Origin of the sequence: Mycobacterium tuberculosis complex sp. N0072 (genome assembly GCF_030323725.1) — a bacterium.
GTDB classification, from domain to species: Bacteria; Actinomycetota; Actinomycetes; order Mycobacteriales; family Mycobacteriaceae; genus Mycobacterium; species Mycobacterium tuberculosis.
Genome location: NZ_CP040689.1, coordinates 848,640 through 862,076 on the forward strand (window position 1 = coordinate 848,640; position 13,437 = coordinate 862,076).

A 13,437-nucleotide genomic window follows, 5' to 3' on the forward strand; every position below is an offset into this window, starting at 1 on the left:
TCTAAACGGTGGCGCGGAACCGCGCGGCCTCGGCCCGACCGATGACCAGCCGCATGATCTCGTTGGTCCCTTCCAGGATGCGATGCACCCGCAGGTCGCGGACGATCTTCTCCAGACCATACTCGCGCAGATAGCCATAGCCGCCGTGCAGCTGCAGGGCCTGGTCGGCGACCTCAAAGCAGGTGTCGGTGACGTAGCGCTTGGCCATCGCACACAGCTCGACCTTGTCGGCGTCGTCGTCATCGAGCGCACTTGCGGCCCGCCACAACAACATTCGCGACGTCTGCAGCCCGGTAGCCATGTCGGCCAGGGTAAACCGCACGGTGGGCTCGTCGAGCAGCGATCCGCCGAAGGCCTGTCGGTCGCGAACGTAGGCGCCCGCTTTGTCAAAGGCGGCCTGCGCGCCACCCAGCGAGCATGCTGCGATATTGAGCCGGCCGCCGTTGAGGCCGCTCATCGCGATACCGAAGCCGGCGCCTTCGCCGTCGGCGCCGCCCAGCATGGCCTCGGCGGGTACCCGCACCCCGTCCAGCACCACCTGCGCGGTGGGTTGGGCATGCCAACCCATCTTCGCTTCGGGCGCGCCGAAACTCAGCCCCGGTGTGCCCTTTTCGACGATGAACGCCGACACGCCGCGCGGACCCTCGGCGCCCGTGCGCGCCATCACCACATACACGTCCGATGCTGCGGCCCCGGAAATGAATTGTTTGACGCCATCGAGCACGTAGTCGCCGCCTTTTCCTGAGCCGTGCCTGACGGCGCGGGTGCTCAGTGCGCCGGCATCGGATCCGGCGCCCGGTTCGGTCAGGCAGTAGCTGGCGATGACGCCCATGGTGGCCAGTCGCGGAATCCAGTCCTTGCGTTGCTCGTCGGTGCCGAAGCTGTCAATCATCCACGCGCACATGTTGTGGATGGACAAAAACGCGGCGGTCACCGGGTCGGCGATCGCCAACTGCTCGAAGATGCGCACGCCGTCGAGCCGGCGCAGCCCACTGCCGCCGACGTCGTCGCGGCAATAGATCGCGGCCATGCCGAGTTCGGCCGCTTCCCGCAACACGTCCACCGGAAAGTGTTTGGCGGCATCCCATTCCAGGGCGTGCGGAGCCAGGCGTTTGCCGGCGAAGGCGGCCGCCGTCTCGACGATCACCCGTTCGTCGTCGTTAAGGACAAACATGACACGCTAACTCATTGTGGGGATGACGAATTCGGCACCGTCCTTGATGCCTGACGGCCATCGCGACGTGACGGTCTTGACCTTGGTGTAGAACTGGATTGCCGCCGGGCCGTGCTGGTTGAGGTCGCCGAAGCCGGAGCGCTTCCAGCCGCCGAAAGTGTGGTAGGCCACCGGCACCGGGATCGGCACGTTGACGCCGACCATGCCCACCTGCACCCGGGAGACGAAGTCGCGGGCCGCGTCGCCGTCGCGGGTGAAGATCGCCACCCCGTTGCCGTATTCGTGCTCCGACGGCAGCCGCAACGCCTCTTCGTAGTCGCGGGCGCGAACCATGCACAACACCGGCCCGAAGATTTCGTCGGTGTAGATCGACATGTGGGCAGCGACATGGTCGAACAGGGTCGGCCCGATGAAGAAGCCGCCCTCCAGGTTCGCATCGCCTTCAGGCAGCCCAAAGGTCAGGTCGTCGCTGGCGCGGTCGCGGCCGTCAACGACCAGCTCGGCACCGGCGGCCACACCCTGGCCGATGTAGTCGCGCACCCGCGCCAGCGCCGCCCCGGTGACCAGCGGGCCGTAGTCCGCCTTGGGGTCCAGGCTGTGTCCCACCCGCAAGTTATTGATCCGCTCGATCAGCCTGGCGCGCAACCGCTCCGCGGTCTGATCGCCCACCGGCACGGCGACGCTGATCGCCATGCAGCGTTCGCCGGCGCTGCCGTATCCGGCGCCGATCAGTGCGTCCACGGCCTGATCCAGGTCCGCGTCGGGCATCACGATCATGTGGTTCTTGGCACCGCCGAAACACTGCGCCCGCTTGCCGGTGGCGGCGGCACCAGCGTAGATGTACTGAGCGATATCCGAGCTGCCGACGAAGCCGACGGCCTTGATGTCGGGGTGGTGCAGGATGGCGTCGACGGCCTCCTTGTCGCCGTGCACCACCTGGAACACGCCCGCCGGCAGGCCCGCCTCGATGAACAGCTCGGCCAGCCTCACCGGAACCGACGGGTCGCGCTCACTTGGCTTGAGCACGAAGGCGTTGCCGCACGCTAGGGCCGGGCCGGCCTTCCACAGCGGAATCATCGCCGGGAAGTTGAACGGGGTGATCCCCGCGACCACACCCAGGGGCTGCCGCAGCGAATAGACGTCGATGCCGGGGCCGGCACCCTCGGTGTACTCGCCCTTGAGCAGGTGGGGAATGCCCAGGCAGAACTCGATTACCTCGATGCCGCGCTGGACGTCGCCGCGGGCGTCGGCCAGCGTTTTGCCGTGCTCACGCGACAACAGCTCGGCCAACTCGTCGATGGTGTCGTTGACCAGTTCGATAAACCGCATCAACACCCGGGCACGGCGCTGGGGATTCCATGCGGCCCAGCCCTTTTGGGCCTCGACCGCGGAGGCCACGGCCGCGTCGATGTCTGACTTGCCGGCCATCGGTACCTTCGCCTGGATCTGGCCGGTGTTGGGGTCGAAGACGTCGGCCGAGCGCGTGGACTGGCCGGCGGTGCGTTGTCCGTCGATGAAATGTGAAATCTGTGTGGTCATGGTTGTCCTGTGCAAGCCGGTGGCGGCGGGGAATCCCGATACTTGGATATCCTAGTAACTGTGGCGGATGGCTCGCAAGGCGACCGAGCCGACAGCGTCCTAGCGGGAGACGCTTGGATGCTCGTTGCATTTTGGCCGATACCCGCATCTGTTCCGGCGCTGCGCTCCATCATGGCTAGTACGCGACAACACCCGGGGGTAAGCGATGTCATTTGTGATCGTGGCGCGGGACGCGTTGGCGGCGGCCGCGGCGGATCTAGCGCAGATCGGTTCGGCAGTGAATGCGGGCAATCTGGCCGCAGCCAATCCGACGACCGCTGTGGCGGCGGCGGCCGCCGACGAGGTATCGGCGGCACTCGCGGCGCTGTTCGGCGCGCATGCCCGGGAGTATCAGGCGGCGGCGGCGCAGGCAGCGGCGTATCACGAGCAGTTTGTGCACCGATTGAGCGCGGCAGCGACATCGTATGCGGTTACCGAGGTGACCATCGCGACGTCGCTCCGGGGGGCGCTGGGCTCGGCGCCCGCGTCCGTTTCCGACGGGTTCCAAGCGTTCGTCTATGGTCCGATTCACGCGACCGGCCAGCAATGGATCAACAGCCCGGTCGGCGAGGCGCTCGCCCCGATTGTCAATGCGCCGACAAACGTGCTGCTCGGCCGCGATCTGATCGGCAACGGCGTCACCGGGACGGCGGCAGCTCCCAACGGTGGCCCCGGCGGTTTGCTATTCGGTGACGGTGGGGCCGGCTATACCGGCGGTAACGGTGGGAGTGCCGGGTTAATCGGCAACGGGGGTACCGGTGGCGCCGGCTTTGCCGGCGGAGTGGGCGGCATGGGCGGCACCGGCGGCTGGTTGATGGGCAACGGCGGCATGGGTGGCGCGGGCGGTGTCGGCGGTAACGGCGGCGCCGGGGGCCAGGCGCTGTTGTTCGGCAACGGCGGCCTGGGCGGAGCCGGCGGGGCTGGCGGGGTCGATGGGGCTATCGGTCGTGGCGGGTGGTTCATCGGTACCGGCGGCATGGCCACGATCGGTGGTGGCGGCAACAGGCAGTCGATCGTCATCGACTTCGTGCGGCACGGCCAGACGCCGGGCAACGCCGCAATGTTGATCGACACGGCGGTGCCCGGACCCGGACTCACCGCGCTGGGCCAGCAACAGGCGCAGGCCATCGCCAACGCGCTCGCGGCCAAGGGCCCCTATGCCGGGATCTTCGACTCGCAGTTGATCAGAACGCAGCAGACCGCCGCGCCGTTGGCGAACTTGCTGGGGATGGCCCCGCAGGTATTGCCCGGGCTCAACGAGATCCATGCCGGCATCTTCGAGGACCTGCCGCAGATCAGCCCCGCGGGCCTGCTGTATCTCGTCGGCCCGATCGCCTGGACGCTCGGATTTCCCATCGTGCCGATGCTGGCCCCGGGCTCCACCGACGTCAACGGGATCGTCTTCAACCGAGCCTTTACCGGTGCGGTTCAAACGATCTACGACGCTTCCTTGGCCAATCCGGTCGTGGCCGCAGACGGCAACATCACGTCGGTCGCTTACTCCAGCGCATTCACCATCGGGGTCGGGACGATGATGAACGTCGACAATCCCCATCCGCTACTGCTGCTCACCCACCCGGTGCCCAACACCGGCGCCGTCGTGGTACAGGGCAATCCCGAGGGCGGCTGGACGCTGGTCAGCTGGGACGGGATACCCGTCGGGCCGGCGTCGCTGCCGACCGCGTTATTCGTCGACGTGCGCGAGCTGATCACGGCGCCGCAATATGCGGCCTACGACATTTGGGAGTCCCTGTTCACCGGCGATCCGGCGGCGGTCATCAACGCGGTGCGAGACGGTGCCGATGAGGTCGGCGCGGCTGTGGTCCAGTTCCCACATGCGGTGGCTGACGACGTGATCGACGCTACGGGCCACCCCTATCTAAGCGGCCTGCCGATCGGTCTGCCCAGCCTGATCCCATGACCGCGAGCGACCAATAGGTCCCCACATGGCCCGGAGGCCGCTGCCAGCATTGACCCGACGATGCCGGCCCGCAGGCTTCCCCGATCGTGCGGAACCTGCTCGGCCGTGCATGGGACATCCAGATCGGATTGCCTCCGGGTACGGCGTACGCCGGACCCGGTCGCCGGGACGATACCGGGCTAGTGTTAGCTAGCGGTGGAAAAAGCCCGACACGAAATCGATCGAATTAAAGCCACCAGAATCCTGCTTTCCAGAGTTCCCGAAACCCGATGTGGCGCTGTTGTTGTCGGGATTGGCTTCAAGATTACCGAAGCCCGACTGTAGAAAACCCGTATTGCCAAAGCCCGACATGAATCCACTGAACAGGCCGGTTCCCTTGTTCCCGAAACCCGATGTTACACTAACCGAATTGTTGTAACCCGTTACCGATTGGCCCGAGTTGGCGAAGCCCGAGATTTGTAAATTACCAACGTTTTGGGCGCCGGAGTTTCCCTTACCAGAATTATTGAAACCCGAATTTCCACTGCCGGCGTTTCCGAATCCCGAGTTTTCGCCCAGCCCATCGGTAGTATTGCCGAAACCGGTGTTCAGGTTGCCCGCGTTAAAGCCGCCCGTGTTGATATTGCCAGAATTTGCGAAGCCGGTGTTCGTCAGGCCAGAGTTCAAGAAACCAGAATTAGCGTCTCCTCCGTTGAAGCTGCCTGAGTTGAATGCACCCGAGTTGAAGCTACCGGTGTTAATGATGCCGCCGTTGAAGTTGCCGGTGTTGAAATCGCCCGCGTTCCCTATGCCGGTATTGGCCTGACCTGAGTTGCCAAAGCCAGTGTTGACGCTTAACGCGTTCCCGAAGCCGGTGTTGATAAAGCCGGAGTTTCCGAAGCCGGTGTTGATGTTGCCTGAGTTGGCTACGCCCGTGTTGGTGACGCCCGAGTTGCCCACGCCGAAGTTGCCGCTGCCCGAGTTGAAGAAGCCGATGTTCCCGGTGCCCGAGTTACCAAATCCTATATTACCGCTACCGGAATTCAGTCCGCCAAAGCCGATCTGATTGCTGCCGGTTAACCCAATGCCGATATTATTGTTGCCGGTGTTCCCGAAGCCGAAGTTGTAGCTGCCGCTGTTCCCGAAGCCAACGTTGCCGTCGCCTACGTTTCCCAGACCGATATTTGCGTTGCCCGTGTTACCACCGCCGAAGTTTCCATTGCCACCGTTGCCAATCCCGACATTCCCATTGCCGGGGGTGGGCACGGCGGGGGAACTCATGTTTGGACCTGCATTTCCGATACCAATGTTGGCATTGCCAAAGTTCCCGAAGCCGAAGTTGTTGTCGCCAGAGTTGCCACCCCCGACGTTCGCATTACCGATGTTGCCGCTACCCACGTTAAAGCTGGACGGTCCGATGCCAACGTTTCCGTTTCCGCTACCCAGGTTGAAGTTGCCGATGTTGCCGCTACCCACGTTGAAGCTGGAAATCTGGCCGTGGAAGGCGCTTCCGTTTCCGCCGCCAAAGTTGGCGTTACCGAGGTTTCCATTACCCAGGTTGTAATCGCCGGTATTACCATTGCCGACATTGAGGTTGCCGATATTGCCGACACCCAAATTGATGTTTGCAACGCCGGCTGCCACGACGCCAGCTGTGCCGCTGCCGCCGAGGATGCGGCATGGTAGCCGGCCATCACCGCCACGTCTTGTGCCCACATCTGCTCGTAGGTGGATTCCATGGCCGCTATGGCCGGCGCGTTTTGCCCGAACACATTCGACACCGCCAACAACCACGTCCGAACACGATTGGCCTGCACCACCGCCGGATGCACCACGCCGGCCAGCGCCTCCTCAAATGCACCCGCCGCCGCCCGAGCCTGCCGCGCTGCCAGCTCGGCCTGGGCTCCAGCCGCGGTCAACCAGCTCGCATACGGCCCCGCGGCATTCGCCATCGCGGCCGACGCCGGTCCCTGCCAAGCGCCGCCGGCCAACTCCGACGTCACCGACCCGAACGACGACGCCGCCGCGTGCAACTCCTCGGCCAACCCGTCCCAGGCCCCCGCCGCCGCCAATAGTGGCCGTGACCCCGCACCCAGATACATCCGTAGCGAATTGGTCTCCGGAGGCAACCACGCGAAACCGACCATCACGGCCCCCTCACACCATTGACAAACCAGGACGCCTCGAGCCTAACTACACAACGCGAAGGGATTGGGACTTCTATCGGAATTGCGCCGCGTGCACTGGCCGCCGGCCTTTCCCCGCCAGCCTCGGTGTTTCATGCCGCTTGCCGTGGTCTGCCACCTGCGAGTTCGCATTTGTGCAGAGTCCCGTCGGGAGTTGTCAAAACTAAAACGGGCGATCTTGATCGCATCGGAAGCGCGAGATTGCGCCCTGAGCTGCGCCTTCGTGGAGCCCCCGGTCAGGATTGAACGGACGACCGCTCGCTTATAAGGCTGTTCCGGTACCGATCCTTAAGCCATCGAGGCCCTCGGCCTTATAGCGGGCCAACCAGGTATGCAGCGTCTGCCGCGACACCCCAACTTTCTCGGCAACCTGCGAGATCGACAACCCGTCGCTGATCACCGCCAACACGGCTTGATACCGCTGTTCTGCCACACTCAACTCCTTCATCGAAGGAGTGTCAAGGATCAGCCGAACCAACTGTCAAGCATCAGCCGAAACATCGTCAGGCATCACCCGAACCCAAAACGTCAAGCATCAGCCGAGGTACTACACGAACGCTTGAGCCCCCTGTCAGGATTGAACTGACGACCGCTCGCTTACAAGGCGAGTGCTCTACCACTGAGCTAAGGAGGCCGATGAAATCGCTGTGAGTCTAGCCGCTCACTCGCTGTCGACGACGCGTTGCGAACGCACCGACCGCGACGACGAGCGGCGCGCGGGACGGCGCCCGGGCAGTGGAATGCGCTCGGCGATGCTGCTCAGCGGGTTGACCACCATGGTAAGTGCGATCACAGCGTCTTGCAGCGTCGCGATGGCCGGCTCGAGCGCCTCCATCCCGGGTGTCAGCCGCGCCAACGTGTCGGCGACGTCGGCGAGCTGTTCGAGCGGTCCGTCCTTGGCCGTTGTCTTGTCGATCAGTCCGCCTTCGGCCAGCAGCCGGTCGGCCAGCCCGTCTTCGGAGAGCACCCGCTCGATAAGTCCGTCCTCGGCGAGCAGCTGGTCGGCCAGTCCGCCCGGTTGCAGCGCGCGCTGCATGGCGCCGCCTTCAGCGGTCAGGCGGTCGAGTAAGCCGCCGGGCTGGGTCAGCAGGTCGACCACCCCGCCGGGCCGCAGCATCCGGTCCATCGGCCCGTTGGGCGCGATGGCGCGTCCCAGCGGCATATCGTCGTCCAATAGCCTGGCCAGCCGGTTGGCGCGGGCAATCGTGTCATCGATTCCCAGCATGTTGGCCATTGAGGTCGACCCGCTTGCGCCGCCGGCATCACCCAACGCTTGTTTGGCCATGTCAACCGCCGCGCCGGCCATGTTCAAACCGGTGTCGGCGGCGGCGAGCCCCGCTCGTGCGGGCCAGGTCGCAATACCCACGAGGGTTTGGCCGAGGTTCATTCTGCGAGTGTATTCACGGCGCGCCGTGGATTGAGCGGCAACGGTCCAAGCTGATTTGGCGATTCCTGGCAGACTGTTAGCAGACTACTGGCAACGAGCTTTCAGGAATTACACAATGACTGTGAAGGTAACGTTCAACCAATGCGGAAAGGGGTTGATCTCGTGACGGCGGGAACCCCAGGCGAAAACACCACACCGGAGGCTCGTGTCCTCGTGGTCGATGATGAGGCCAACATCGTTGAACTGCTGTCGGTGAGCCTCAAGTTCCAGGGCTTTGAAGTCTACACCGCGACCAACGGGGCACAGGCGCTGGATCGGGCCCGGGAAACCCGGCCGGACGCGGTGATCCTCGATGTGATGATGCCCGGGATGGACGGCTTTGGGGTGCTGCGCCGGCTGCGCGCCGACGGCATCGATGCCCCGGCGTTGTTCCTGACGGCCCGTGACTCGCTACAGGACAAGATCGCGGGTCTGACCCTGGGTGGTGACGACTATGTGACAAAGCCCTTCAGTTTGGAGGAGGTCGTGGCCAGGCTGCGGGTCATCCTGCGACGCGCGGGCAAGGGCAACAAGGAACCACGTAATGTTCGACTGACGTTCGCCGATATCGAGCTCGACGAGGAGACCCACGAAGTGTGGAAGGCGGGCCAACCGGTGTCGCTGTCGCCCACCGAATTCACCCTGCTGCGCTATTTCGTGATCAACGCGGGCACCGTGCTGAGCAAGCCTAAGATTCTCGACCACGTTTGGCGCTACGACTTCGGTGGTGATGTCAACGTCGTCGAGTCCTACGTGTCGTATCTGCGCCGCAAGATCGACACTGGGGAGAAGCGGCTGCTGCACACGCTGCGCGGGGTGGGCTACGTACTGCGGGAGCCTCGATGAGTCTTGGTAATTAATCGGATCGGCAGCCCGAGGAGAACGCGGCAATGGCCAGACACCTTCGAGGAAGGCTGCCCCTACGGGTACGCCTGGTCGCAGCCACGCTGATCCTGGTGGCCACTGGACTTGTGGCCTCGGGGATCGCGGTCACCTCGATGTTGCAGCACCGGCTGACCAGCCGGATCGATCGGGTGTTGCTCGAGGAAGCCCAAATCTGGGCGCAGATCACGCTGCCCTTGGCGCCGGACCCCTACCCTGGTCATAACCCCGATCGGCCGCCGTCGAGGTTCTACGTTCGGGTGATCAGCCCCGACGGCCAGAGCTATACGGCACTCAACGACAACACTGCCATACCGGCGGTGCCCGCCAACAATGATGTCGGCCGGCACCCGACGACGCTGCCATCGATCGGCGGATCCAAGACTTTATGGCGCGCGGTCTCGGTGCGCGCGTCGGATGGCTACTTGACCACCGTCGCCATTGATCTGGCCGACGTCCGGAGCACCGTGCGGTCACTGGTGCTGTTGCAGGTCGGCATAGGCAGTGCGGTGCTGGTTGTCCTCGGGGTGGCGGGCTACGCTGTGGTTCGCCGCAGCCTGCGGCCGCTGGCAGAATTCGAGCAGACGGCCGCGGCGATCGGCGCGGGGCAGCTGGATCGCCGGGTCCCGCAGTGGCATCCGCGAACTGAGGTCGGCCGGCTTTCGTTGGCGCTCAACGGAATGCTGGCACAAATTCAGCGGGCGGTGGCGTCCGCGGAATCTTCCGCCGAAAAGGCCCGGGATTCAGAGGACCGGATGCGACAGTTCATCACCGACGCCAGCCATGAACTGCGTACCCCGTTGACCACTATCCGCGGCTTCGCGGAGCTGTACCGACAAGGAGCCGCCCGCGACGTGGGCATGCTGCTGTCGCGGATTGAGAGCGAAGCGAGCCGGATGGGGCTGCTGGTGGACGATTTGCTGCTGCTTGCCCGGCTAGATGCGCACCGGCCGTTGGAACTGTGCCGGGTGGACCTGCTGGCGCTGGCCAGTGATGCCGCGCACGACGCGCGGGCGATGGACCCCAAACGCAGGATCACCCTGGAGGTCCTTGACGGCCCCGGCACCCCGGAGGTCCTCGGCGACGAATCGCGGCTTCGGCAGGTGCTGCGCAATCTCGTTGCAAATGCCATACAGCACACCCCGGAAAGCGCCGACGTCACCGTGCGAGTCGGCACCGAGGGCGACGACGCCATCCTCGAGGTCGCCGATGACGGTCCGGGCATGAGTCAGGAGGATGCGCTGCGGGTGTTCGAGCGGTTCTATCGCGCCGACTCGTCGCGGGCGCGCGCCAGCGGCGGGACCGGACTGGGGTTGTCGATCGTCGACTCTTTGGTGGCGGCCCATGGCGGAGCGGTCACCGTGACGACCGCGCTCGGGGAGGGTTGCTGCTTTCGTGTCTCGCTGCCGCGCGTCAGTGACGTGGACCAGCTGAGCCTCACGCCAGTTGTGCCAGGGCCGCCCTGATCTTGGCCTGCGCTTCGTCCAGCGATCCCGGTGAGGGGTTGCGGTCGACGTTGGCAAAGCCGAAATCACTGAGGCTGCGGGTGGGAAACACGTGGATGTGTAGGTGGGGCACTTCCAGCCCGGCAATGATCATCCCGGCGCGTTGGGTTGAAAACGCCCGGCACACGGCCTTGCCGATCAGCTGGCTCACCGACATGACGCGGCCAAATAACGCGGGATCCACGTTTTGCCAGTGGTCGATTTCGGCGCGTGGCACCACCAAGGTGTGGCCTTGCGTCATCGGCTCAATCGTCAAGAACGCCACGACGTCGTCGTCCTCGTAGACGAAACGGCCGGGCAGTTCACGGTTGATGATCTTGGTGAAGATCGACACCCGTTGAGCATATGACGTCGCAACGGCCCCCCCAGGTTTCATTCCTGGTTACCGAAGGTCATCATGTCGAGGTTCCAGTACCCACGCATGTTGGTGATCAAACCGGCCTTATTCACCCGGTAGGTGAACACGCCGCGGACCTCACTGGTAAAGCCGCCGTCAAACTCGCTGTGCAACACCAGAATGTGGGCGATCTCGTCCGGTGAGCTGGACGGGAACGTCTCCTCGCAGGTGACCGTCAACCGATTGGCCGCAATGTGTGTGTCGAAGAAGGCGCCGACGGCCTCCTTACCTTTGATGCCGCTGCCATCGGGATTGGTGACGGACTTGCCGATCGGATCCTCGATGACGACGTCGTCGGCCATCAGCGCCAGCCAGCCCTCCCGGTCGTGGGCTTGGACGCACCGCCACGACGACTGCGACGCGATCAGGGCCGGGGATTGGGTCGTTTGGGTCATGGCTATCTCCGGCTAGCGGTCGTCGTCCGTGTACCGGATCACGCCGCGAATGTTCTTGCCGTTCAGCATGTCCTGGTATCCGTCGTTGATCTGCTCCAGCTTGTACGCAGTGGTCACCATGTCGTCGAGGTTGAGTTTGCCGGCCTTATACATCGACAACAGCTTCGGAATGTCGTAGTGCGGGTTGCCGCCGCCGAAGATGGTGCCCTGGATGTTCTTTTGCAGCAGGGTCAACATCGCGAGGTTCAGCGTCACCTGGGTGTCGACCAGGCTGCCGATGGCCGTCAGCACGCAGGTGCCGCCCTTGGCCGTGATGGTCAGATAGCTGTCGACGTCGGCGCCATCGAGCTTGCCGACGGTGATGATCACCTTCTGCGCCATCAGGCCGTAGGTGACCTCGGCAATGCCCATCAGCGCGGCGTTGATGTCCGGGTAGACGTGGGTGGCACCGAATTTCAGAGCCTGATCACGTTTCCATTCCACCGGCTCCACCGCGAAGACGTAGCGGGCGCCCGCGCTGACCGCGCCCTGCAACGCCGCCATGCCGACCCCACCCAAGCCGACGATGGCCACGTCGTCGCCCGGCCGGACGTCGGCCGTGCGGACCGCCGAACCATAGCCGGTGGTGACGCCGCAACCAACCAGGCAGGCGACTTCGAAGGGCACCGACGGGTCGATCTTCACCACCGAGCTGCGGTGCACCACCATGTACGGTGAAAACGTTCCGAGCAGGGTCATCGGGTAGACGTTCTGGCCGCGAGCCTGAATCCGGAAGGAGCCGTCCGTCACAGATTCCCCGGCGAGCAGCCCCGCCCCCAGGTCGCACAGATTCCGCATTCCAGCCTGGCAGGACGGACACTTGCCGCAGGACGGGATGAATGCCAACACCACGTGATCGCCCGGGGCGAAGTCGTCGACTCCCGGGCCGACCTCGGTGACGATGCCCGCGCCCTCGTGTCCGCCCAGAACGGGAAAGCCCGCCATCGGGATGTCGCCCGTCACCAGGTGATGGTCGGAGCGGCACATCCCAGCCGCTTCCATCTGGATCTTGACTTCGTCCTTGCGCGGGTCGCCGATTTCGATCTCTTCGACGGACCATGGCTGGTTGAACTCCCAGATCAGTGCGCCCTTGGTCTTCACCGCAAACCTGCTTTCATCGTTGAACTTCGGCTACGAGTGGTCCCTAGCCTCGGCCGGAACGCCGACTGGCTGAGTGTAGGTCAACGGCGCTAGGGCGTTTACCACAGTGGCACCGGCGTCTTGCCGAGCGGGTAATAGCCCGGCACTTTGTTGCCCGACACGGCGCGTTCGATGCGCTTCTGCATGCCTGGCGATAGCTTGCCGGCCTTGATCAATTCCAGGTAGAGCGCGGAAACATGACCGAAGTCGAAGAAATCGCGTTGCCAGTTCCATTTCCCGCCGCCGGCATACCGGAACCAGCTGCCGCCAATGCCGTACACCTCCTGCTCGGCGCCATTGGCGTCGGTGGCAACCTGTTTCCAGAACCCAACCACCTCGCCCTGTTTCTCGTCGATGACGACCCGTTGATAGGGGTAGCGCCAGCCCTGCAGGCCGTCCATTTCCTGGCCCAGCGCAATGTCGCGGATCTCGTCGATGCCGACGCACATCACGTCCTCGTTGGGACCGACGTTCCAGCCGTAGGTGGCGTCGTCGGTGTAGAAGTCGGCCAGCAACGTCCAGTCGCCGCGCCGCTCCGCCGTACGGTTGGCCTGTAACCAGCGGTGAACCACATCTTCGAGTTCGTCGCGAGGATAGCCGGCCACGGTTACTCTCCCGTTTCTCGGATGGACAGTGCCTGGGTGGGACAGGCCCACACGGCATGCTTGATCACGCCGCGGGCTTCCTCGGGCGGCTCTGGGTCGAGGATTTCGACCTGGCCGCGCTTGGGCACCCGGAAATACTCGGGTGCCTCCAGCTCGCACATCGCGTGTCCTTGGCACAGATCCCGGTCGGCTTCGACTCGATAGCCCATC

11 protein-coding genes, 1 tRNA gene and 2 pseudogenes are annotated in these 13,437 nt (G+C 64.3%); 3 read left to right on the forward strand and 11 right to left on the reverse strand.

The genetic code is table 11. From position 1 onward, the window contains the following. Position 1: 1 nt before the first annotated feature. Together FF952_RS04000 and FF952_RS04005 are read right to left on the reverse strand one after the other, a co-directional pair. Positions 2–1,174: an acyl-CoA dehydrogenase family protein gene (locus FF952_RS04000; protein ID WP_003403845.1), complete on the reverse strand. Its 1,173-nt coding sequence runs from the start codon at positions 1,172–1,174 to the stop codon at positions 2–4. Positions 1,175–1,180: 6 nt separating this feature from the next. Next, entirely contained in the window at positions 1,181–2,713 is a 1,533-nt protein-coding gene (locus FF952_RS04005) for a CoA-acylating methylmalonate-semialdehyde dehydrogenase (RefSeq protein WP_003403847.1), read from the reverse strand. Positions 2,714–2,918: 205 nt separating this feature from the next. Here FF952_RS04005 and FF952_RS04010 point away from each other — a divergent pair, with 205 nt between their 5' ends. Then, on the forward strand, positions 2,919–4,673 hold the full coding sequence (locus FF952_RS04010) for a phosphoglycerate mutase PE_PGRS11 (protein WP_003903162.1): 1,755 nt from the start codon (positions 2,919–2,921) through the stop codon (positions 4,671–4,673). A 189-nt stretch (positions 4,674–4,862) separates the two neighbouring features. Here the strand turns inward: FF952_RS04010 and FF952_RS04015 are convergent. The 4 genes and pseudogenes from FF952_RS04015 to FF952_RS04030 form a co-directional block, all read right to left on the reverse strand. Further along, positions 4,863–6,799: pseudogene (locus tag FF952_RS04015) on the reverse strand (PPE family protein). Between the two features lie 328 nt (positions 6,800–7,127). Next, positions 7,128–7,286, reverse strand: a pseudogene (locus FF952_RS04020) (helix-turn-helix domain-containing protein); the annotation flags it as partial. 114 nt (positions 7,287–7,400) lie between these two features. Further along, positions 7,401–7,472: transfer RNA gene (locus tag FF952_RS04025), tRNA-Thr, on the reverse strand. Positions 7,473–7,499: 27 nt separating this feature from the next. Beyond that, positions 7,500–8,225 (reverse strand): hypothetical protein, encoded by a 726-nt coding sequence (locus tag FF952_RS04030; RefSeq protein WP_003903164.1) that lies wholly within the window; start codon positions 8,223–8,225, stop codon positions 7,500–7,502. Between the two features lie 141 nt (positions 8,226–8,366). Between FF952_RS04030 and phoP the strand changes: the two genes are divergently transcribed. Continuing rightward, positions 8,367–9,110: a two-component system response regulator PhoP gene (gene phoP, locus FF952_RS04035; protein WP_003403867.1), complete on the forward strand. Its 744-nt coding sequence runs from the start codon at positions 8,367–8,369 to the stop codon at positions 9,108–9,110. 44 nt (positions 9,111–9,154) lie between these two features. Then, the gene (gene phoR / locus FF952_RS04040) at positions 9,155–10,612 is read left to right on the forward strand and encodes a sensory box histidine kinase PhoR (RefSeq protein WP_003898576.1); all 1,458 of its coding nucleotides are present in this window, start codon (positions 9,155–9,157) and stop codon (positions 10,610–10,612) included. Here phoR and FF952_RS04045 read toward each other — a convergent pair. The 5 genes from FF952_RS04045 to fdx form a co-directional block, all read right to left on the reverse strand. Continuing rightward, the gene (locus tag FF952_RS04045; RefSeq protein WP_003403876.1) at positions 10,584–10,985 is read right to left on the reverse strand and encodes an HIT family protein; all 402 of its coding nucleotides are present in this window, start codon (positions 10,983–10,985) and stop codon (positions 10,584–10,586) included. The genes phoR and FF952_RS04045 overlap by 29 nt on opposite strands. Before the next feature lie 38 nt (positions 10,986–11,023). Beyond that, positions 11,024–11,443, reverse strand: coding sequence for a ketosteroid isomerase family protein (locus FF952_RS04050; protein ID WP_003403880.1), 420 nt, complete (start codon positions 11,441–11,443; stop codon positions 11,024–11,026). Positions 11,444–11,455: 12 nt separating this feature from the next. After that, a complete protein-coding gene (locus FF952_RS04055; protein WP_003403885.1) occupies positions 11,456–12,583 on the reverse strand; it encodes an NDMA-dependent alcohol dehydrogenase in 1,128 nt (375 codons plus the stop codon). Positions 12,584–12,681: 98 nt separating this feature from the next. Next, positions 12,682–13,227, reverse strand: a complete 546-nt coding sequence (locus tag FF952_RS04060) for a Cif family virulence factor (protein WP_003403887.1) — start codon at positions 13,225–13,227, stop codon at positions 12,682–12,684. Between the two features lie 2 nt (positions 13,228–13,229). Beyond that, positions 13,230–13,436 (reverse strand): ferredoxin Fdx, encoded by a 207-nt coding sequence (fdx, locus tag FF952_RS04065; RefSeq protein ID WP_003403890.1) that lies wholly within the window; start codon positions 13,434–13,436, stop codon positions 13,230–13,232. Between the last annotated feature and the right edge of the window lies 1 nt (position 13,437).

What these genes read in the sequence shown, in the direction of transcription:
- fdx (WP_003403890.1), bottom strand. Translation starts at nt 13,436, where the DNA reads ATGGGCTATCGAGTCGAAGCCGACCGGGATCTGTGCCAAGGACACGCG.
- FF952_RS04000 (WP_003403845.1), bottom strand. Translation starts at nt 1,174, where the DNA reads ATGTTTGTCCTTAACGACGACGAACGGGTGATCGTCGAGACGGCGGCC.
- phoP (WP_003403867.1), top strand. Translation starts at nt 8,367, where the DNA reads ATGCGGAAAGGGGTTGATCTCGTGACGGCGGGAACCCCAGGCGAAAAC.
- FF952_RS04050 (WP_003403880.1), bottom strand. Translation starts at nt 11,443, where the DNA reads ATGACCCAAACGACCCAATCCCCGGCCCTGATCGCGTCGCAGTCGTCG.
- FF952_RS04010 (WP_003903162.1), top strand. Translation starts at nt 2,919, where the DNA reads ATGTCATTTGTGATCGTGGCGCGGGACGCGTTGGCGGCGGCCGCGGCG.
- FF952_RS04005 (WP_003403847.1), bottom strand. Translation starts at nt 2,713, where the DNA reads ATGACCACACAGATTTCACATTTCATCGACGGACAACGCACCGCCGGC.
- phoR (WP_003898576.1), top strand. Translation starts at nt 9,155, where the DNA reads ATGGCCAGACACCTTCGAGGAAGGCTGCCCCTACGGGTACGCCTGGTC.
- FF952_RS04030 (WP_003903164.1), bottom strand. Translation starts at nt 8,225, where the DNA reads ATGAACCTCGGCCAAACCCTCGTGGGTATTGCGACCTGGCCCGCACGA.